16 protein-coding genes are annotated in these 19,298 nt (G+C 64.8%); 4 read left to right on the top strand and 12 right to left on the bottom strand.

Going from position 1 to position 19,298, the window contains the following annotated elements:
- Window positions 1-44 precede the first annotated feature (44 nt).
- From ABIB95_RS39000 to ABIB95_RS38955, 10 genes are all read right to left on the bottom strand, one after another.
- Window positions 45-1,772 carry a chemotaxis protein gene (locus ABIB95_RS39000; RefSeq protein ID WP_354247856.1) on the bottom strand — a complete coding sequence of 576 codons (1,728 nt, stop codon included), beginning with the start codon at window positions 1,770-1,772 and terminating at the stop codon, window positions 45-47.
- A gap of 5 nt (window positions 1,773-1,777) precedes the next feature.
- On the bottom strand, window positions 1,778-2,869 hold the full coding sequence (locus ABIB95_RS38995; protein WP_063985238.1) for a protein-glutamate methylesterase/protein-glutamine glutaminase: 1,092 nt from the start codon (window positions 2,867-2,869) through the stop codon (window positions 1,778-1,780).
- A gap of 16 nt (window positions 2,870-2,885) precedes the next feature.
- The gene (locus tag ABIB95_RS38990) at window positions 2,886-3,740 is read right to left on the bottom strand and encodes a CheR family methyltransferase (RefSeq protein WP_071916273.1); all 855 of its coding nucleotides are present in this window, start codon (window positions 3,738-3,740) and stop codon (window positions 2,886-2,888) included.
- A 138-nt stretch (window positions 3,741-3,878) separates the two neighbouring features.
- Entirely contained in the window at window positions 3,879-5,681 is a 1,803-nt protein-coding gene (locus ABIB95_RS38985; RefSeq protein ID WP_354247853.1) for a methyl-accepting chemotaxis protein, read from the bottom strand.
- Window positions 5,682-5,741: 60 nt separating this feature from the next.
- Window positions 5,742-6,218: a chemotaxis protein CheW gene (locus tag ABIB95_RS38980; protein WP_212486833.1), complete on the bottom strand. Its 477-nt coding sequence runs from the start codon at window positions 6,216-6,218 to the stop codon at window positions 5,742-5,744.
- 36 nt (window positions 6,219-6,254) lie between these two features.
- A complete protein-coding gene (locus ABIB95_RS38975; RefSeq protein ID WP_354247849.1) occupies window positions 6,255-7,952 on the bottom strand; it encodes a methyl-accepting chemotaxis protein in 1,698 nt (565 codons plus the stop codon).
- A gap of 37 nt (window positions 7,953-7,989) precedes the next feature.
- Window positions 7,990-8,451 carry a chemotaxis protein CheW gene (locus tag ABIB95_RS38970; RefSeq protein ID WP_166350025.1) on the bottom strand — a complete coding sequence of 154 codons (462 nt, stop codon included), beginning with the start codon at window positions 8,449-8,451 and terminating at the stop codon, window positions 7,990-7,992.
- Window positions 8,451-10,544 carry a chemotaxis protein CheA gene (locus ABIB95_RS38965; protein ID WP_354247846.1) on the bottom strand — a complete coding sequence of 698 codons (2,094 nt, stop codon included), beginning with the start codon at window positions 10,542-10,544 and terminating at the stop codon, window positions 8,451-8,453. Before ABIB95_RS38965 ends, ABIB95_RS38970 begins: the two co-directional genes overlap by 1 nt.
- Window positions 10,541-10,906, bottom strand: a complete 366-nt coding sequence (locus ABIB95_RS38960; protein ID WP_008142319.1) for a response regulator — start codon at window positions 10,904-10,906, stop codon at window positions 10,541-10,543. Before ABIB95_RS38960 ends, ABIB95_RS38965 begins: the two co-directional genes overlap by 4 nt.
- Window positions 10,906-11,229, bottom strand: a complete 324-nt coding sequence (locus tag ABIB95_RS38955; protein WP_014497542.1) for an STAS domain-containing protein — start codon at window positions 11,227-11,229, stop codon at window positions 10,906-10,908. Before ABIB95_RS38955 ends, ABIB95_RS38960 begins: the two co-directional genes overlap by 1 nt.
- A 286-nt stretch (window positions 11,230-11,515) precedes the next feature.
- On the opposite strand from ABIB95_RS38955, the gene ABIB95_RS38950 reads away from it, so the two are divergent.
- The 3 genes from ABIB95_RS38950 to ABIB95_RS38940 all read left to right on the top strand — a co-directional run bounded on the left by ABIB95_RS38950 (window position 11,516) and on the right by ABIB95_RS38940 (window position 15,672).
- The gene (locus tag ABIB95_RS38950; protein WP_259258850.1) at window positions 11,516-12,640 is read left to right on the top strand and encodes a response regulator; all 1,125 of its coding nucleotides are present in this window, start codon (window positions 11,516-11,518) and stop codon (window positions 12,638-12,640) included.
- A gap of 188 nt (window positions 12,641-12,828) precedes the next feature.
- Window positions 12,829-13,500: a hypothetical protein gene (locus ABIB95_RS38945; protein WP_354247843.1), complete on the top strand. Its 672-nt coding sequence runs from the start codon at window positions 12,829-12,831 to the stop codon at window positions 13,498-13,500.
- Window positions 13,501-13,518: 18 nt separating this feature from the next.
- Window positions 13,519-15,672 carry a CHASE2 domain-containing protein gene (locus tag ABIB95_RS38940; RefSeq protein WP_354247840.1) on the top strand — a complete coding sequence of 718 codons (2,154 nt, stop codon included), beginning with the start codon at window positions 13,519-13,521 and terminating at the stop codon, window positions 15,670-15,672.
- 26 nt (window positions 15,673-15,698) lie between these two features.
- On the opposite strand, the gene ABIB95_RS38935 is transcribed toward ABIB95_RS38940, so the two are convergent.
- Window positions 15,699-16,763, bottom strand: a complete 1,065-nt coding sequence (locus ABIB95_RS38935) for an SDR family oxidoreductase (RefSeq protein WP_063985249.1) — start codon at window positions 16,761-16,763, stop codon at window positions 15,699-15,701.
- A 177-nt stretch (window positions 16,764-16,940) separates the two neighbouring features.
- A complete protein-coding gene (pobA, locus tag ABIB95_RS38930; protein ID WP_354247837.1) occupies window positions 16,941-18,113 on the bottom strand; it encodes a 4-hydroxybenzoate 3-monooxygenase in 1,173 nt (390 codons plus the stop codon).
- Window positions 18,114-18,164: 51 nt separating this feature from the next.
- On the opposite strand from pobA, the gene ABIB95_RS38925 reads away from it, so the two are divergent.
- Complete coding sequence (locus ABIB95_RS38925; RefSeq protein ID WP_354247834.1) at window positions 18,165-19,070, top strand: helix-turn-helix domain-containing protein; 906 nt, start codon at window positions 18,165-18,167, stop codon at window positions 19,068-19,070.
- The last annotated feature ends 228 nt before the right edge of the window (window positions 19,071-19,298 follow it).

Genomic DNA, 19,298 nt, shown 5'->3' with positions numbered 1-19,298 from the left:
CAATCCGTCGAATTGCCGCCGACGCGCGACGCCGGCGGCGAACGTCAGAACAACTCTATGCCGTCATCCGCGGTCTCGACCGCTTCGACGCGGCGCGTGGCGACGATCGACGCAAGGCCAAGCGTTTGCAGGAATTCGCGGTGAACGTCCCGCTCGCGCTCCATCGTGTAGCGCGCGAAGAGATCATCGAGCATCGCCTGATCCTGCGCCTCCGGCTGCGGCCGCTGCGCGCCGGCGCTCGCGGTCTCGAGCCGCGCGGCAACCGCAGGCAAGGCCGCGGAGCTCTCGCCTAGCGAGCTCATCAGACCTTGCGCCGAATTCATCAGGCCCTCGAATTCCGCGCCTTCATCGACGAGCCGGCTCATCAGCTTGCCGAGCCGTTCGTTGCCGACCTCGACCTCGCGCAGCGCCTGGAGGATCTGCGGCTCGAACTTGGCGAGCTGCGCGGGATCGCCCCGGACGCGGAGCTCCTTCAGCTCGTTCGCAGAGCGCTCGATGCCGTCGAGCACGGGCCGCAGGCGCCCCGCGCCCGCCGAAACCTGGTCCGCGGTCGCCTTGAGCTCGTTGGCGATCACGACAAACGCGCTGCCGCGACTGCCCAGATGGCTTGCTTTCAGGCCAGCATTCATTCCGATCAGGGTGATGTCGACGGTCGCCTCGGTAAGTCCGGCGATGGCCTGGCGAAACTTTGCCAGCGTGTCCTCGACGATGGCGAGCGCCTCGTCGACCGAGCGGCCGGCGCTCTCGCAGGTGGCGATCAGGGTCGAGGCATGTGCCAGTGCCTGCTTGATGCGCGCTAGGAACGATGACGAGCCGCCATCCTCGCCGCCGAACAGCGTGCGGCCATGGCCGACGACATTGCCCGCATCGTGCAGGATGGCCGTGAGCGCGCGAACGATCTGGCCGATGTCGCCGCCAAATTCACGCTGGGCGTCCCTGAGCAGGGCCGCCTGCAACTGGCAGATCGCGCGCGCGCCGTCCTCGCTCGCACCCCGTTCGGGAACGAGGCCCGGCGCAGCTTCCGACACCTGGCCGAGGCCATGACAGACATGTTCGAGGCGCTGGCGCGTGCTGTCGCCGGCCTGCAAGGAAATGATCGCGCCGCCGACCGCCTCGGCGATCTTCCTGGTGCTGGTGCTCGCGAGGTCGGCGAGCTGGCTGCTGTCGCGGCGCTGGCCGCGCAATCCGGAATAGGCTGCGCCGAGCTCGGCGCTCTCCGACACCAATTGATTCCGGTAACGGCTCTCGAATTCCCTCTGCCGGCCGGACGCGGTCGCAACGGCTTCCGACAGGCGCTGCTGGTCCCGCGCGCAGCCCTCGATCGAACCTTGTACCGCCTTGCCGAGATCGTAGGCTTCCTGCGTGAAGGCGAGAAAGCCCTCGCGGTCGCCATCCAGCGAAGCCGCCTCGATCCGCGCGCTGCGCGCGATGATGGTGATCATCTGGATGTGCTTGAACAGCGGCTTGAGCAGCGCGGACGCCTCAGCCGTGCGCGTGCCGATGGTCGCAAGCAGCGCGCTCTCGGCCGGCAGCGCCTCTGCCAGCTCGCTGAGCCGTGCGGCGATCTCCTGTAGCGCGGTGGCGGCGCCCTCGATCTCGGCGCCGGAGAGTTCCTCCGAGAGCGTCGCAAGGCCCTGGTTCAGCTCCTTGAAGATGAGGTGGCCGCGACCGAGCTCGTGACCGACCCGCGCGAAAACGTCCTCGATCCGCGACGAGACATCCTCGATCGCGACGATCGCCTCGGGGAGCGTATTGGCCGGAATGGCGGACATCGCAATCAACCTGCCACCGCAACGTGTCCGGCCTGATACCAGAGCATGATCTCGCGCGGGATATGATGCAGCGAGACGACCTTCTCGACACCGCCATGCGCGATGGCTTCCTTGGGCATGCCGAACACCACGCAGCTCTCCTCGTCCTGCGCGCGCGTCGAGGCGCCGAGCTTGCGCATCTCCAGCATGCCGCGCGCGCCGTCGTCGCCCATGCCCGTCATGATCACGCCGAGCGCATTGGCGCCGGCATGCTGGGCCGCGGAGCGAAACAGCACATCGACCGAGGGGCGATGCCGCGACACCGGCGGGCCGTCCTTGATCGCGATCTGGTAGCGCAGGCCGATGCGCTGGAGCAGCATGTGACGGGCGCCCGGCGCGATATAGGCGCAGCCCGGCAACACCGGCTCGCCGTCCTCGGCTTCCTTGACGCGGACCTGGCAGACGCTGTCGAGACGCCTGGCAAAGGCCGCAGTGAACCCTGCCGGCATGTGCTGGACGATGACGATGGGAGGACAGTGCGGCGGCAGCATCTCGAGGACGTCGTTGAGCGCTTCGGTCCCGCCGGTCGATGCACCGATGCACACGATGCGCTCAGTCGTCGGCCGGACCTTGCCCTGCACCGGCGGCGGGATGATGGCGTCGGCGGTCAGCTTCCTCTCGATCATACGGCGCTCCGCCCGCGGACGCACCCGCGCGCGCGCTGCCGATTTCACGGCCTCGCGCAGCCGCGTCGAGCATTCGAGCAGCGCCTGCCGGGTGTCGATCTTCGGCTTCGGCACGATGTCGACCGCGCCCGCCTCGAACGCCTCGAACATCACGTTGGAACCTTCCTCGGTGAGCGAGGAGCAGATGATCACCGGGATCGGGCGCTGCGCCATGATCTTGCGCAGGAAGGTCATGCCGTCCATGCGCGGCATTTCCAGGTCGAGGATCATGACATCGGGGATTTCGTTCTGGAGGCGGCGCGCCGCCGCGAACGGATCGGAGGCCGCCCCCATCACCTCGATGTCAGGATCATCGTTGAGGATCGTTTGCAGGATTTGGCGCACCGACGCCGAATCGTCCACGATCAGTACGCGAACTTTCTCCCTCGGCATTCTGGTTGCGCTCCGGCTAGACCTTGAAAATGGTTGGCTGAACTTGCTTCAGACCCGGCACTGCACTGTGAATCATCGATTCCGAATGACCGACCAGAAGATAGCCGCCGGGCCGCAAATGGCTGCACAATTGCTCGATCACCTTGCGCTGGGTCTCGCGCTCGAAATAGATCAGGACGTTGCGGCAGAAGATGATGTCGACGTCCCGGTCGACGGGGTAGGACTTATCCATGAGGTTCATCCTCATGAAATGCGTCATGCGCCGCAATTCCGGCACCACCCGCACTTCGCCGCGCAACTTGTCCCGCGACGACAGGAAATAACGCTTCACGAAGGGCTCCGGCACCGGGGCGAGCACGTCGCGGGTGTAGATCGCGGACTTGGCAAGTCGCAGCACCGCGGTCGAGATGTCGGTCCCGAGGATGCGGTACTGAAACCGCGAGCCGTTCCGCGTCATGTCGTCCAGCACCATGGCGGTGGTGTAGGCTTCCATGCCGGTGGAGCTCGCCGAGCTCCAAATCTTCAGGTTCGCGTTCTTCCGCCCGTGCGACTTGAGCAGGGCCGGGATCGCGACGTCCCTCATGAAGGTGAAGTGCTGTGGCTCCCGGAAGAAGTCGGTCTTGTTGGTCGTCACCACATCGATGAGATGGGTCAGCTCGGTGTCGAAATGATCGGCCTCGAACAGGTTGTCGACATACTCGTTGAGGTCGGAGAAGTTCAGCGCGCGCACGCGCTTGTGCAGCCGCCCCTCCAGCATCAGCCGCTTGCCCTGCGGCAGCTTGATGCCGACCTGGCCCTCGATCAGTTCGGCGATGGTCCGGAAGTGGCGGTCGGACAGATGGACGACCGTATCCTGCACGGCGGGCATCATGGCTGAATGCCCCGATCCGCGATGGCCGCCTGCACTGAATGTCGGGCCGAACGGGCCATCTTGAATCCCACGCGTTTACACGATCACTGACGGCGGATCGGCCCACCGGTGAAGGATGGGCCGACCTCTTGACGGCTCTCAGCGCTGGAAGTCGGCGTCCCGATCGTCCTCGCCGTCGTTCATGTCGAAGGCGAAGCCGCCGCCACCGGCCGCCTTCATCGCGCGCGCCGGCCTCGCCTGCGGCTTCTTGGCCGGACGCTCGACGGCCGCCATTGTCGCCGCCTTGGCGCGGAGCTGGGTAACCGCCCGGTCGATCGGCGCCGCGGCCTGGCTGCGTCCCTGCTCGATGCGGAAATAGGCGATCGTCGACTGAAGCTGCTCGGCCTGCGAGGCGAGCTCCTCCGAGGTCGAGGAGACCTGTTCGGACGCGCTGGCGTTCTGCTGGCCGACCTTGTCGAGCTGCTGGATCGCCTGGTTGATCTGGGCCGAGCCGACGTCCTGCTCGCGGCAGGCGGCGGTGATTTCCTCGACGAGCTCTGCCGTCCTCTTGATATCAGGGACGAGCTTGGAGAGCATATTGCCGGCTTCCTGCGCGACCTTGACGGTTTCAGTCGAGAGTGTGCCGATCTCGGCGGCGGCCGCCTGGCTGCGTTCGGCGAGCTTGCGCACTTCGGACGCAACCACGGCAAAGCCCTTGCCGTGCTCGCCGGCGCGCGCAGCCTCGACCGCGGCGTTGAGCGCGAGCAGGTCGGTCTGGCGCGCGATCTCCTGCACGATCGTGATCTTCTCTGCGATGGTCTGCATCGCGTTGACGGCGCGGCCGACCGCGGCGCCGCTGGCCTCGGCATCCTTGGCGGACTGCGCGGCGATCTTCTCGGTCTGGTTCGCGTTGTCGGCGTTCTGCTTCACGTTCGAGGCCATCTCTTCCATCGAAGAAGAAGCTTCCTCGGCGGACGAGGCCTGCTCGGTCGCGCCCTGCGAGAGCTGCTCAGCGCTGGCGGAGAGCTCCTGGCTGCCGGCGGAGACGTTCTGCGCCGCGGTCAGGGCTTCCGACACGATCTGACGGAGCTTCTCCACCATGCGCTCGAGCGCGAGGCCGAGCGTATCCTTGTCCGACAGCGGTTTGGCCTCGACCATGAGATCGCCCTGCGCGATCTGGTTGGCGAGCGCCGCCGTCGCGTTGAGGTTGACCGTCATCGCGTTCAGCGACTTGATGAGATCTCCGATCTCGTCATTGCTGGAGGACTCGATCTTGTGGCTGAGATCGCCGATCGCCACCGCATCAGCGAGGCCCACCGCCTGCGCCAGCGCACGGCTGATGTTCAGCGCAATCCAGGTCGCCGCGACCGCGGCGATCAGCAGCGAGGCGATGACCAGGCTCATCAGCAGCATCTCGGCACGGGCGCCATCCTGCCTGGCCTGATCGGCCTGCTCGGCCATGTTCTTCTTGGTGTTCTTGATGTAGCCGTCGACCGCTTCCAACGCGTCCGCGACAACCTTTCGGCCGTCATGCATGGAGCGATCCAGCGCCTTCGGCTTGTCGTTCTTCGCAAGCTGGACTGTCTCGTCCTGATAGGCATTCAGCTTGGCGAAGGCGACGTTGAAAACCTCCATCAGCTTCTTGCCGCCTTCGCTGGCCGCTGCGTAGATCTCATCCTTGGACTTGGTGATCGCTTCGCGATTCTTGATCAGGTCGGCCCGGAACTGCTCATGGTCTGCGTCGGATGCCGCCAGGATCGAGTTCTTCTCCGCGCGCACTAGGAACAGAATGCCTTCCTTCAGCTCGGCGGCCTTCTCCATGCGGTTCGAACGCGCGACAAGGAGCTCGGTGCTGCTGACCATATCGGCCAGCTTCATGTAACCGACCGCACCGGCGATCATGGACAGCAGGATGACGACGCCGAAGGCGCTGGCAAGCTTGGCTTTGACGGTGAATCTCATATCAGTCTCGTTGGTTCGAATTGGGGTGCTTACGCTCGAGCACGCTTCACGCTTGCAAACTCAGGCGGCGCGAGAGGTATCGCGCCCTTCCGGGATCTCGTCGTTCGCCATCAGCTTGGCGAGATCGAAGATGACGACGAATTTCTCGCCCTTGCGACCGATGCCGGCGGCATAGTCGGACTGCCATTTGCCGCCAACCTCGGGGATGGGCTCGATTGCCTGCTCGTCGATGTCGGTGACCTCGAACACGCAATCGGCGACGAAGCCGACGCCGACCAGACGGTCCTTCATCGGCACGTCGAGGATGATGATGCGGGTCGCCTCAGTCGCCGCCACGGCCGGCAGGCCGAGCTTGGTCCGGAGGTCGACGATGGGATAGCCGGCCCCGCGCACGTCGATCATGCCGAGCAGGAAGTTCGGCGCATGCGGAAGCCGCGAGATCGGCCGCATGTCCAGGATTTCGCGGACATTGCGGATGCTGATGCCGAACGTCTCGCCGGCGAGCCCGAGCGTCAGATATTGCGAGGTTGCGGCCATGGTACGGTCCAGAGTCAGATGGTTTTCAAATTGCGGTCAGCGCTGGAATTCGGCGTCGCGGTCGTCTTCACCGTCATGCATGTCGAAGGCAAAGCCGCCGCCGCCGGCGACCTTCATCGCGCGCGCGGGCTTGCGCGCCGGTGCGGGCTTCTTGGCGCCGCGATCCGCTGCCGCCATGTGCGCGGCCTTGGCACGGAGCTGGGTGACGGCGCGATCGATCGGCGCGGGCGCAGCGCTCTCGCCGCGGCCGGCATGCTCGATGCGGAAGAACGAGATGGTGGACTGAAGCTGCTCGGCCTGCGAGGCGAGTTCTTCCGAGGTCGAGGACACCTGCTCGGAAGCACTGGCGTTCTGCTGCCCGACCTTGTCGAGCTGCTGGATCGCCTGGTTGATCTGGGCCGAGCCAACGTCCTGCTCGCGGCAGGCCGCCGTGATCTCCTGGACCAGCTCGGCGGTCTTCTTGATGTCGGGCACGAGCTTGGACAGCATGTCGCCGGCTTCCCGCGCGACCTTCACGGTTTCCGTCGACAGCGTACCGATGTCGGCCGCGGCCGCCTGGCTGCGTTCGGCGAGCTTGCGGACTTCGGACGCGACCACGGCAAAGCCCTTGCCGTGCTCACCGGCGCGCGCGGCCTCGACCGCGGCGTTGAGGGCAAGCAGGTCGGTCTGGCGCGCGATCTCCTGCACGATCGTGATCTTCTCGGCGATGGTTTGCATCGCGTTGACGGCACGCCCCACGGCGACGCCGCTGGCTTCCGCGTCCTTGGCCGACTGCGCCGCGATCTTCTCGGTCTGGTTGGCGTTGTCGGCATTCTGCTTTACGTTCGAGGCCATCTCTTCCATCGAGGACGAGGCTTCCTCGGCCGACGAGGCCTGTTCGGTCGCGCCCTGCGACAGCTGCTCGGCACTGGCCGAAAGCTCCTGGCTGCCGGCCGAGACGTTCTGCGCCGCGGTGAGTGCTTCGGCGACGATCTGCTTGAGCTTCTCGACCATGGAGTTCAGCGAGGTAACGAGATCGCCGATCTCGTCGTTGCTTGTGACCTTGATCGACTGGCTGAGATCGCCATCGGCAACCGCGCCGGCGAGCCCGACGGCGCGGCCGAGACCGCGGGAGATGCTCAAGGAAATCCAGATCGCGGCGATCAGGCCGATGACAAGCGAAGCCAGCACGGCCGAGATCAGCAGGAGCTGGGCCCGGTTGCCGTCCTCGTGAGCCTGGGCCGCCTGAGCGGCCATGTTCTTCTTGACGTTGGTGACGTAGACGTTGGCGGCTTCCATGGCCTCGGCGACCGCCTTGCGGACCTCGGTCATGGAGCGCTCGGCGGCTTTCGCCTTGTCGGTCCGGGCGGTCTTGAGGGCGTCGTCCTGAACGGCGTTCATCCGCGCATACGCGACGCCGAAATTCTCCATGAGTTTCTTGCCTTCGGGGGAAGCCGCGGCCTGGATCTCTTCCTTCAACTTCGAGAGCGTCTCGCGCTGCTTGGCGATTTCGGCGATAAAACGATCCGCCTCGCCTTCAGGCGCGAGAATGAGGTTCTTCTCGGCGCGAACCTGAAGCAGGATACCCTTCTCGATCTCCGCCGCACGGTCCATCCGGTTGGCACGCGACACCAGACTGTCGGCGGTGTCGATCATCTCGCTCAGTTTCACATAAGCGAGGCCGCCCGCAGCCATCGAGAGCAGCAGGACCACACCGAATGCGATGGCAAGCTTTGCCTTGACGGTAAATCTCATTTCCAGCCCCTACCCCAGTCTCGCCCGAGACCTCATTTCAATTCAGGATGCGTTCCATGTTGGGAACGATGACAAACTCTTCTCGCCACTTGGCGATGAAACGGATGAACTCCGGCTTCCAGTGCATGCCGACGCGCGGCGTCTGTTGTACGTCGGTCTGCGATATCTCGGTGACCTCGTAGACCTTGTCGGCAGTGACGCCGACCAGGACCGGCTCGCCGTCGAGCGTGAGCTCGATGACGACGATGCGCGTGTCGGCCGAATTGTCGAGCTGCGGCATGCCGAAGCGGATGCGCAGGTCCGCAAGCGGAATGACGTTGCCGCGCACGTTGATGACGCTCGGAACGAAGGCCCGCGCGCCCGCCACCTTGGTCACCGGCACGGGATCGATGATCTCGCGCACGAGGCCTGCGTCGAGCGCGAACTTCTCCTCGCCGAGGCCGATCATTACGACCTGCATCGCGTCGGCGTGATGCTCGCCCGTCAAACCATCGTTCATCAGGCCGCCTCGCTGATATGCTGTTTCTCGACCTTCGACTGCGCCAGCGTGACGAGCTGCGCTACATCGAGGATCAGCGCCGCCGTGCCGTCACCCAAAATCGTCGCGCCGGAGAAGATCGTGACGTCGGAGTGCAGCTTGGAGAGCGACTTGATCACGGTCTGGTGGTTGCCGATGATCTGGTCCGCGACAAGACCGACGTGCGTCTCACCGGTCGAGATGATGATCGTCTTCTGGTGCCGGTCGGGCGTACCCGACGCAGTCATGATTTCGCGCAGCCTGAGGAAGGGCACGAGATTGCCTCGCACGTTGAGGAAGTTGCGGCCGCGGGAGCGCTCGTCCTCGGCGGTCAGCTCGATGCATTCCTCCACGGCCGACAACGGAATGATGTAGCGGCCCTCGCCGACACGGATCAAAAGACCCTCGATGATCGCAAGCGTCAGCGGCAGGCGCAGCGTCACCGTGGTGCCCTGGCCCGGCCGGGTCGACAGATCGATCGTGCCGCGCATGTTCTCGATGGTGCGCTTGACGACGTCCATGCCGACGCCGCGGCCCGACAGCGCCGAGATGGTCTGCGCGGTCGAGAAGCCCGGGTGGAACAGGAACTGGTGGATCTCGTGATCGGTCAGCACGGCGCCGGAGGCGATCAGCCCCTGCTCTTCCGCTTTCGCGCGAATGCGCGCGGTGTTGAGGCCGCCGCCATTGTCCTTCACGGTGACGAGCACCTGCGCACCGGAATGAACGGCGGCGAGTTCGATCCGGCCCTGCTCCGTCTTGCCGTTGGCGGAGCGGGTCGCGGTGTCTTCGATGCCATGGTCGATGGCGTTGCGGATTAGGTGCACCAGCGGATCGGCCAGGCACTCGATCATGGTCTTGTCGAGTTCGGTATCCTCGCCCGTGGTGACGAATTCGACCGGCTTCGACAGGTCGCGCGACAAATCGTGCACCAGGCGGCGGAAGCGACCGAACAGCGAGCCGATCGGTACCATGCGCGCGCCCATCGTGGTGTCGCGCAGGGAGGAGGCGAGGCGCTCGATTTCCTCGGCGATCATCTTGATCGAGAGATCCGAGCCGGACGAGGCGAGCTGGGTCAGCCGCGCCTGGGCGATGACGAGCTCACCCACCCGGTCCATCAACTCGTCGAGACGCTCGGCCTGGACGCGGACGGTGGCGATGCCGCGATCGTCACGCTTGGCCTCGGGTTTCGGTTCAGACTTGGATTCAGGCTTGGCTTCCGGCTTCGGCTCCGCCTTTGCGACGGGCTGCGCGGCGACAGGCGCAACAACAGCCTCGACCGCCGGCACGGCCATTTCGGCCACAGGAGCCGGAGCCGGCTCCTCGTCGAGAAGCTGGAACAACGGCAGCGGCGCGGGCGCTTCGACCTGCTCAAGCGGCGAGAGCGTCAGCTTCATCTCGTCCTGGACGAACATGAAGACGTCGTCGATCGCGTCCCTGTCGCAGGCGGCGTGCAGCTTGACGTCCCACTTCAGATAGCAGTCTTCCGGCTCCATCTCGTCGAGGAACGGGATGCCATCGGTCACGGGCACGACGAAGCACGGGCCGAGCTTGCAGAGGTCTTCCAGCAGATCGAGCGGGTTCGAGCCGTTGCGCAGGATGTGGGATTCAAATTCCAGATACAGGTGCCAGCCGGTCTGCTTGCTTTCACTGGGAGCCAGCGGCGGTGCTTCTGCGATTTCGGCAACGGGAGCAGCAGGCCGGTCGGGAAACACGAAGCGCTTGAGGTCGTCGAGGATGGCCTCGCCGATGATGTCGTCGGTCGACTGCGGATCCTCGATCAGCGCGCGGATATAGTCCTTGGCCGCAAGCGCGACCGAGATCAGCTCCTGCGTCGGCTTGATCTCGCCCTTGCGGACGCGGTCGAACGCGGTCTCGAATTCGTGCGTAAAGGAGGCGACCTTGTCGAAGCCGAACATGGCGCCCGAGCCCTTGATCGTATGCAGGGCGCGGAAGGCGGAATCGACCAGCTCGCGGTCGTCGGGACGCTGGCCGAGATCGAGCAAGGCCCCTTCCAGGACCTCGAACAGCTCGCTGGCTTCCTGGCGAAAGACCTCTGTCGGGTCTATCGCGTTCATGCACGCACCAGCTTGCCGACCACGGCGAGCAGCTGCTCCGGCTTGAACGGCTTGGTAATCCAGCCGGTGGCGCCGGCGCTCTTGGCTTCCTGCTTCACCGTATCGTTGGATTCGGTGGTCAGGAACACGATGGGCATGCCGACCGCGCTCGGCAGCTTGCGCAGCGCCCGGATCAGCTCCAGCCCGTTCATGACGGGCATATTGAGGTCGGTGATGACGAGGTCGAGCTTGCCGGCCTGCGCCTTGGCGAGCCCTTGCGCGCCGTCGCCGGCCTCGATCACGTTGTGACCGGCCGGCTCGAGCACGACCTTGATCATCTGACGGATGCTGGGGGAATCGTCGACCGTGAGAATCGTGGCCATCAGGTGCCATCTTTCTTTTGCGGGAAGTGCTGATCGATCATCGCATCGCTGGCGAAGCCGGCGCGGCGAAGGGTGTTGCGCAGAGACTGGGAGAATGATGTGAGCACCACCGGGCGGCCCTGGGCCTCGCCCGTCCTGGCGGTCGACAGCAGAAGCTGGATCGAGGTTACGTCGGCCTTGTCGACGCTTGAGCAATCGATCTCGAGCCGGTCCTGCCGGCCGAAAGCTTCGCGGATCAGGTCATAGACGCTGCGGATCGCAGCGATGCTGCAATCTGCAGGCAGCCGTAGGGACCACTTCGGCTCAGTGACATCAGACGGCATTCGTCCCCCAGATTTCCTCGGGATTCGCTGCACGCATGACGCGAATCTCGCGCGACGACTATTCGCTTGGGAGAGTGTGCAAACCCCTAATGGGCATCACCGTACAACTACGGGTCACAAACCGAAGAACTTCGCGTATGCATGCAGGCGTGCATGGTTCGCTCAATTCGCATGCGCTGTGCGCAGTCTTCAGTCAGTTCGCCGCAGCCCGGGCGTTTGCTCCGCGTTAAATCGCAAAGACTATTCGTGGAGGTCACGCCTCGCATCCGAACGAGACCGGCCGCCGATGCTGACCCAAGCGCTTCTCGTTGATGACAGCCGCTCTGTCCTCAATTTCCTGAAACGTCATATCGAAGCCGAAGGCCTGGTCGAGGCCACGACTTTCCTCGATCCCGTCGAGGCGCTGGCTTGCGCACGCGAGCGCGTCTTCGACCTCGTGCTGGTCGACTACGAGATGCCGCATATGGACGGCATCGGCTTCATCCGCGCCTTCCGCGCCCTGCCCGGCTGCGCCGACATCCCGATCGCGATGATCACGTCGCGACAGACCGATGACGTCAAGATGGAAGCGCTGCAGGTTGGTGCAACCGATTTCTTACCGAAACAGCCACAGAGCGTCGAGATGACGGTGCGCCTGCGCAATTTGGTGCGCCTTGGTGCAGCCGTGCGCAAGCAGAACGACCGTGCCGCCGATCTGGCGAGCGCGGTCGCGGCCGCGACCCAGAAGCTCGGCGAGCGCGAGGAGGAGATCATCCTGCGGCTCGCGCTCGCGGTCGAATACCGCGACAACGATACCGGCGAGCACACGCTGCGGGTCGCCCGCTACAGCCGCATCATCGCCGAGCAGCTCGGCCTGCCGCCCCGGCTCTGCCGCGACATCTATCTGGCCGCGCCCCTGCACGACGTCGGCAAGGTCGCCATCCCCGACCATATCCTCCTCAAGCCCGGCAGGCTCACCGACGATGAGATGGCGGTGATCCGCACCCATGCGACGATCGGCGAAAAGATCCTGGCGGACTCCAGCTGCGAGCTGATCCAGCTCGGTGCGCAAATTGCCGCAGGCCATCACGAGCGCTGGGACGGCGCGGGCTATCCGAACGGCCTTCAGGCAAACGAGATCCCGGTCGCCGCACGCGTCGTCGCGGTCGCCGACGTCTTCGACGCCCTGACGACGCGCCGGCCATATAAAGAGCCGATGCCGCTCGACGTGGCGCGCGACTATCTGGTCGAGAACCAGGGCCGGCAGTTCGACCCGGCCTGCGTCGAGGCCTTCCTGTCGCGCTGGGACGAGGTCGTGGAAATCGCCGCCGGTCAACAGGCGACGCCGTATCAGAAGACCGAAGCGCATCTCGCGCCCATTATAGAGAGTGCGGCCGAGGACCAGTTGGCTGAGCCCGTCCCGGCCGCCTGACATGATCCATGCGGCCAACCGCTTGCCGCGGCTTCGCTTTTCTCCGGTCGCCGGTTTGAACCAGTTCCTGCTAGAGTGCACCAATAACCAAGAGTGATTCCGGTCACACTTACCTGGACGCGCCGGTGCTAAGCATCGAACCAGGACGGGGACCGGCGATTTATCGGTCGAATTGGATGAGAATTCCCATGAGAAGCCTGATCGGCGCTGGTGTCGGCGCGTTCTGTCTTGCGGCCCCCGCTTTGGCGGAGACCCCGGCCGCGATCGTCGAGGATGTCCAGGGCAAGGTCGACGGCATCGCGTTCATGGACTATGTCGCGCCCGGCAAGATCATCAAGCTCGGGCCCAAGGCCAGCATCACGCTCAGCTACCTCAAATCCTGCCAGCGCGAGACCATCAGCGAAGGCGTCGTCCTGGTCGGCGCCGAGCAGAGCACCGTGCAACTCGGCGAGGTCAAGCGCGAGAAGGTGCCCTGCGACACCAATGCGGCAAAACTGTCCGAGCGGGAGGCGAACCAGAGCGCCGCAACGACCTTCCGCACCATGCGATCGGACGCGAAGGGAGCGCCGCCGGCCAAGCTGCCGACGCTCTATGGCGTCGCCCCGCTGATACAGGCCAAGAGCGGCAGCACGCTGGTGATCGAACGCACCGACGGCAAGGAACCCACGATCAGCGTGCCGCTCAAGAGTGAGATCATGGTCGGCGGCAGGTTCTATGACTTTGCCAAGGCCGGGAAGACACTGACCCCGGGTGGCAGCTATCTCGCCATTCTCGGCGCCAAGCGTTACGCCTTCCAGGTCGATGCCAGCGCCACGTCATCGCCGACGCCGATCGTCGGCCGGCTGCTGCGGCTCGAATAGGCGGTCTGCGACGGGGCGATGCGGCGGATCGGGGGACGGGACATCGTTGCGGCGATCCTGATTGCGCTGGTTGCGGGCGCGGTCTTCACGTCTCCGCCGCTTCAGACGCTGCAAGGCCTGTCGCTCGACATCCTCACCGCGATGCGCTGGAAGCTCGTCGGCGATCGCCGCGATCCCGCCGATTCGCCGGTCGTCGTCGTGGCCATCGACGGCGAGACCTACGACACCCCACCCTTCAAGGGATCGCCGACGCAGACCTGGACACGCGAGATCGGCCGTGTGCTCACCGGCATCACCGACGGTGGCGCCAAGGTGATCGGCTTCGACGTCATCTTTCCAAGCTCGATCGAGCAGTCGGAAATCCCCTTCGGCGAGGTGCCGCTCGGCGCGCGCATGAGAGGGTTTGACCGGGATTACCTGATAGCGTTGCGGCAACTCTCCGACGGCGACAAGCTCGTGCTCGGCGAGATCCTCAGCAACGACCACCCGGAGAGGCCGTATCGTGCGCAACAATTGGCGGTGCGCACCAACATCCGCGCGCTCAATGTGCATACCGACGCGGACGATGTCATCCGGCGCATGCCACTCAGCTTCTCCATCGACGGCAAGCCGGCCCCCGCGATGGCAGTCGAGCTCGCCGCGCGCGCGCTCGGCGGAAAGCCCGCGATGGCGCCGTCCGGTGCGACCGAGCTGTCCGGCTATTCGGTCCCGAGCGCGGTGCCGAACACGCTGACGCTCAACTTCCGCGGAATGGGCCGCGACGTTCCGACCTATTCCTTCGCCGATCTGCGCGCCTGCGTCGAAAAAGGCGACCGCGATTTCTTCCGCCACGCCTTCGACGGTAAGGTCGTGCTACTCGGCACCGCCCTGAACTTCGAGGACCGCAAGCTCACCTCGATGCGCCTTGCGGGCGGATATGACGGGGCGCCGGCCGCGCGCTGTGCCCTGCCCGCCCCGGCAAGCACCGCACAGAAGAAGGCCCGGAGCGATATCGCAGGCGTGTTCGTGCATGCCACCGTCGTGCGAAACCTGATCGAGCGCGACGCGGTGACCGAGCTCGGCTTTCCCATGCGGACCGTTCTTACGATCGTGTTCGCGGCGATCATCGCCTGCGCGGCCGCCATGCTCGCACCGGGCGGCGCGATGATCGCCTGGCTCGGCCTCACTGCCGCTTACACAGCCGTTTCAGTCACCGCGTTCGTGCACGCGCTGGCACTGCCGCTGACCGAGCCTGCGCTCGCAAGTCTCGCCGCGCTCGCGATGATGATCGGCTACCGCTTCGTGCTGGCCGATCGCGACGAGCGCTTCCTGCGCCAGAGCTTTGCCTTCTATCTCGCGCCCGAAGTGATCAACACCATGGTTGCCTCCGGCAAGATGCCGGCGCTCGGCGGCGAGATGCGCAACGTCACCATGTTCTTCTCCGACCTCAGCGGCTTCTCCTCGATCGCAGAGACGATGACGCCGGGCGAGCTGGTGACCCTGATGAACGAATATCTCTCGGCCATGACCGACATCATCGAGAGCCATGGCGGCTATGTCGACAAATATATCGGCGATTCCATCGTCGCGATGTTCGGCGCGCCGGCCGACGATCCCGCCCACGCGCGCAACGCGGTTCACGCCGCGCTGAAGTGCCACGAGAAGCTCGCGGAATTGAACGCCAGCAATCCCGCCTTCGCAGGCCACGGCCTGTCGCACCGCATCGGGCTCAACAGCGGCGAAGCCGTGGTCGGCAATATCGGCTCGCGCCGCCGTTTCAACTACACCGTGATGAGCGACACCGTGAACGTCGCCTCGCGCCTCGAGGGCGCCAACAAATATTACGGCACCGCCATCATGGCCTCGGAAACGACGATGGCGCAGACCGGCGACACTTTCGCCTGGCGTGAGCTCGATGCGATCAGGGTGCTCGGCCGCGGCGAGGCCATCAAGGTGTTCGAGCCGCTGGCGGACAAGGGCGCAGAGAGCGCGGCGCAAACAAAGATGGCCGCGGCGTATGCGGAGGGGCTCGCCTCCTGGCGGGCGAGGGAGTTTGCGAAGGCGGCCGAGGCGTTCGACGGCGTCGCGAAGATCGACCCAGCGTCGGCGCTGTTCGCCAAGCGCGCGAAAGCCCTCGCCGCAAATCCACCATCGCCAGAGTGGACGCCGGTCAATACGCTGGAAGGAAAGTAGCGGTTGTTTACTCTTCGTCAGAAGGCTCAAGGAATGACGTTCGCGGCACGCAACCTGCTGAAGAGATCGAAAAAACTGTCGTCCGTCGCCTGATATTCAAGGAAACCGAGCTTACGGCTCTTGCTCATATCGGTGACGACTTCGATAGGTCGGCCCAAGTCGGCATCGGTGTGCCATGCCGACGAAAGGACGGAGAGGTCCCTTTCGACGAGATCATACTTGAGCGCGATATCAGCCCATATACGACCTGAATCGGCAAGCTGACGCTCAAGCGGCGAAATTTCCTCTGGAAAGGGCGCAGGCTGCAACCCGAACCAGCCGGCCAGTCGCGCCCACATCCAGCTCCATCGGAAGACATCGCCATTTACGACGTTGAATGCCTGGTCTCGCGCGACCGTCGTCGTCGCGGCCCATTCCAGGTGCCGCGCCAGCAATCTGGCATCCGTCATATCCGTCAGGCCGGTCCATTGCATCGCCGAGCCTGGAAAGAGAAATGGCCGCCCCGTTTCTCGACAGATCGTCGCGTAGACGGCAAGCGTCGTTCCCATGTTCATGGCGTTGCCTATCGCATAGCCGATGATCGTGTGCGGGCGGTGAATGCTCCAGCTGAAACCGCCGCGCCTGGCTGCATCGAATAGTTCGTCCTCCTGAGCGTAGTAGAAGTTCTCGACATCGAGCCGCGGTTGCTCCTCGCGGAATGGCGTTGCGGGCAGCCTGCCTTTACCGTAGGACTCGAACGGTCCCAGGTAATGCTTTAGCCCGGTGACCAACGCGACATGAGAAAGCGTATCTGCGCCGGAAAGTGCCCCCAGCACGTTGCGCACCATCGCAGCGTTAACGCGGATATTTTCCGCCTCGGTTGGCTGACGTAGCCATGTGGCGAGAAACACGTGAGTGGGACGAAGGCTCGCCAGGATGTCGCGAAGCGAGGCCGGATCCTGCAGATCGGCCGCGATGGGACGAACACCATCGAGGCCGCTTGGTGGGCGCCTTGCGAGCCCAAGCACCTGCCAGCCGCGATCGCTGAGATGGCGGGCGAGATTGCTGCCGACAATACCGCTGGCGCCGACCACAAGCGCTGTGTTCGTCATCGCTACGCCCTCCTGTTCGGTTGAGGAGGTAGGAACGATCGCACGAGGCAACAGAGCATTTCGGCGTCCGTCACCACTTATTGAAAGGGAACCGGCCTGACGGGCGAACTCGCCTCGTGCCGCGAGGAGAGCTCCCCTTTGGAGCGGCAACGTCAGCTGAGCGGTCACAAACCGTCGCTAAAACGGCAATCCCACGTAATTCTCCGCGAGCAGCCGCTGCGCCGTCTCGGACGAGAGCAGGTACTCGAGCTCCGTCTGCTGAAGCCGGTCCTCGTATTCGGAACGGTCGGGAAAACGATGCAGCAGCATCGTCATCCACCACGAAAAACGCTGCGCTTTCCATATCCGCGCAAGCGCCTTGGCGGAATAGCCCGCAAGGCCGGAATCGTCGCCGTGCTGATAATGCGCAAGCATGGCGTGGTAGAGATAGTAGATGTCGGACGCCGCGCTGTTGAGCCCGCGCGCGCCGGTCGGCGGCACGATGTGGGCGGCATCGCCGGCGAGGAACAGGCGGCCGTAGCTCATCGGCTCGGCGACAAAGCTGCGCAGGGGCGCGATGCTCTTCTCGATCGAGGGCCCGGTGATCAGGCGGCCGGCGACCTCGTCCGGCAGACGGCGCTTCAGCTCCGTCCAGAATGCATCGTCGCTCCAGTCCTCCACCTTGTCGGTCAACGGCACCTGGACGTAGTAGCGGCTCAGCACTTGTGAGCGCAGCGAGCAGAGCGCAAAGCCGCGTTCATGCTTCACATAGATCAGCTCTGGCGACACCGGTTTCGTGCGCGACAGCACGCCGAGCCAGCCGAACGGATAGACCTTCTCGTATTCGCGCAGCACGTGCTTCGGGATGGACTTGCGGCTGACGCCGTGAAAGCCGTCGGCGCCAACGACGTAATCGCAATCGATGCGGACGATCTCGTCGTTTGATCGATAGGTCACGTAGGGCCGGTCCGACGTCAGATCGTGTGGCGTCACGTCCTCGGCGTTGTGCACGACCTTGCCGCCGAGGCGATCGCGCGCCTCGTAGAGGTCGCGCGTCAGCTCGGTCTGGCCGTAGACCAGCACCGAATTGCCGCCGGAATGCTTGTGCAGGTCGATATGGGAGAGCACGCCGTCATGCGCGATCTCGAAACCGTTGTGGATCTCGCCCTCGCGATCCATCCGCTCGCCGCACTGCGCCTCGCGCATCAACCTGGCGAAGCCGTGCTCGAGCACGCCGGCACGGATGCGGGCGAGCACGTGGTCGCGGCTGTATTTCTCCAGCACGACCGTATCGATGCCCTTCAGATGCAGAAGCTGGGACAACAGCAGCCCGGACGGCCCGCCGCCGATGATGCAGACCTGAACTTTCATTTTTACGTCCTCCCGTCGCTGCGTTTTTTACAGATGCGGCGCCGCAAACCGATGGAGGGTTTTGTCTTTGTCTTGTACTATTCGAACATGAGAACCGCAGCCTCAGCCCCGGCAATCCGGGTCTACAACCTCTTCGGCGAGTCCGGCGATCTGCCCGACGTCGTGCATTGCGAGACGATCGCGTCGCGCTCGGTGCTGCACGACTGGACGCTGGCCGTGCACCGCCATGCCCGGCTGCACCAGGTGCTGCTGATCGAGCGCGGCGGCGGCGAGGCGACGCTCGACGGGCGCGTGGTGCCGCTCCGGCCGATGCAGGTCGTCAACGTGCCGGTCGGCCATGTCCACGGCTTCCGCTTCGAGCCCGATACCCAGGGCTGGGTGCTGACGATCGCGGCGGAAATTCTGGACGAGGCACTGCTTGCCTCGGAGGGACTGCGCGGCGCCCTGTCCCGATCGGCCGTGGTGCGCGGTACGCCGCAGATCCGCACCACCATGAAGCAGATCTTCGCCGAGCACGCCGCGCGCGATTTCGGCCGCGCGCACGTGCTGCGTGCACTGTCGGCGGCCATGATCGGGCTGGTGGCCCGCGCGCTCACCAGCGAGAGCGGCGGCAACGGTACGGCGGAAAGCGGGCTGTTCCGCCGCTTCGAGGCGCTGCTGGAACAGCATCATCTGGAACGCTGGAGCGTTGCGGACTATGCAGGCGCGCTGTCGATCACGCCGACCCATCTCAACCGGCTGACGCGGGCAGCGACCGGCGACACCGCCTCGCACCTGATCCTCAACCGGCTGATCCGCGAGGCGCGTCGCAACCTCGTCTACACCAATTTGCCGGTCTCGACGATCGCCTACGCGCTCGGCTTCGAGGATCCCGCCTATTTCAGCCGCGTCTATGCCGCAGCCACGGGCCTGTCGCCGCGCGCCTTTCGCGCCCAGCTCCATGGCGGCGAACCTTGAGGCCATCCCACGTCGATGATCCGGTCCTCGGGTGCGCGCAACAATCGAGACATCGACGTGCGGCGCGCATTTGCGGCCGGTCGTATCCGCGATCGCGCCGGGCTGTCGAGATCCGAACCGGCGCGCCACTTACCTTCGTATAGAGCATCCAACCCTTTGGATACGCGCCGTTTACCTCAGTACAATTGAGCGTGGCATGTGCGCGCCTTAACGTGACTGCATTCGGAA

Source organism: Bradyrhizobium sp. LA2.1 (genome assembly GCF_040547725.1).
Classification (GTDB): domain Bacteria; phylum Pseudomonadota; class Alphaproteobacteria; order Rhizobiales; family Xanthobacteraceae; genus Bradyrhizobium; species Bradyrhizobium barranii.
This window is presented reverse-complemented; position numbering and strand designations above follow the sequence as displayed.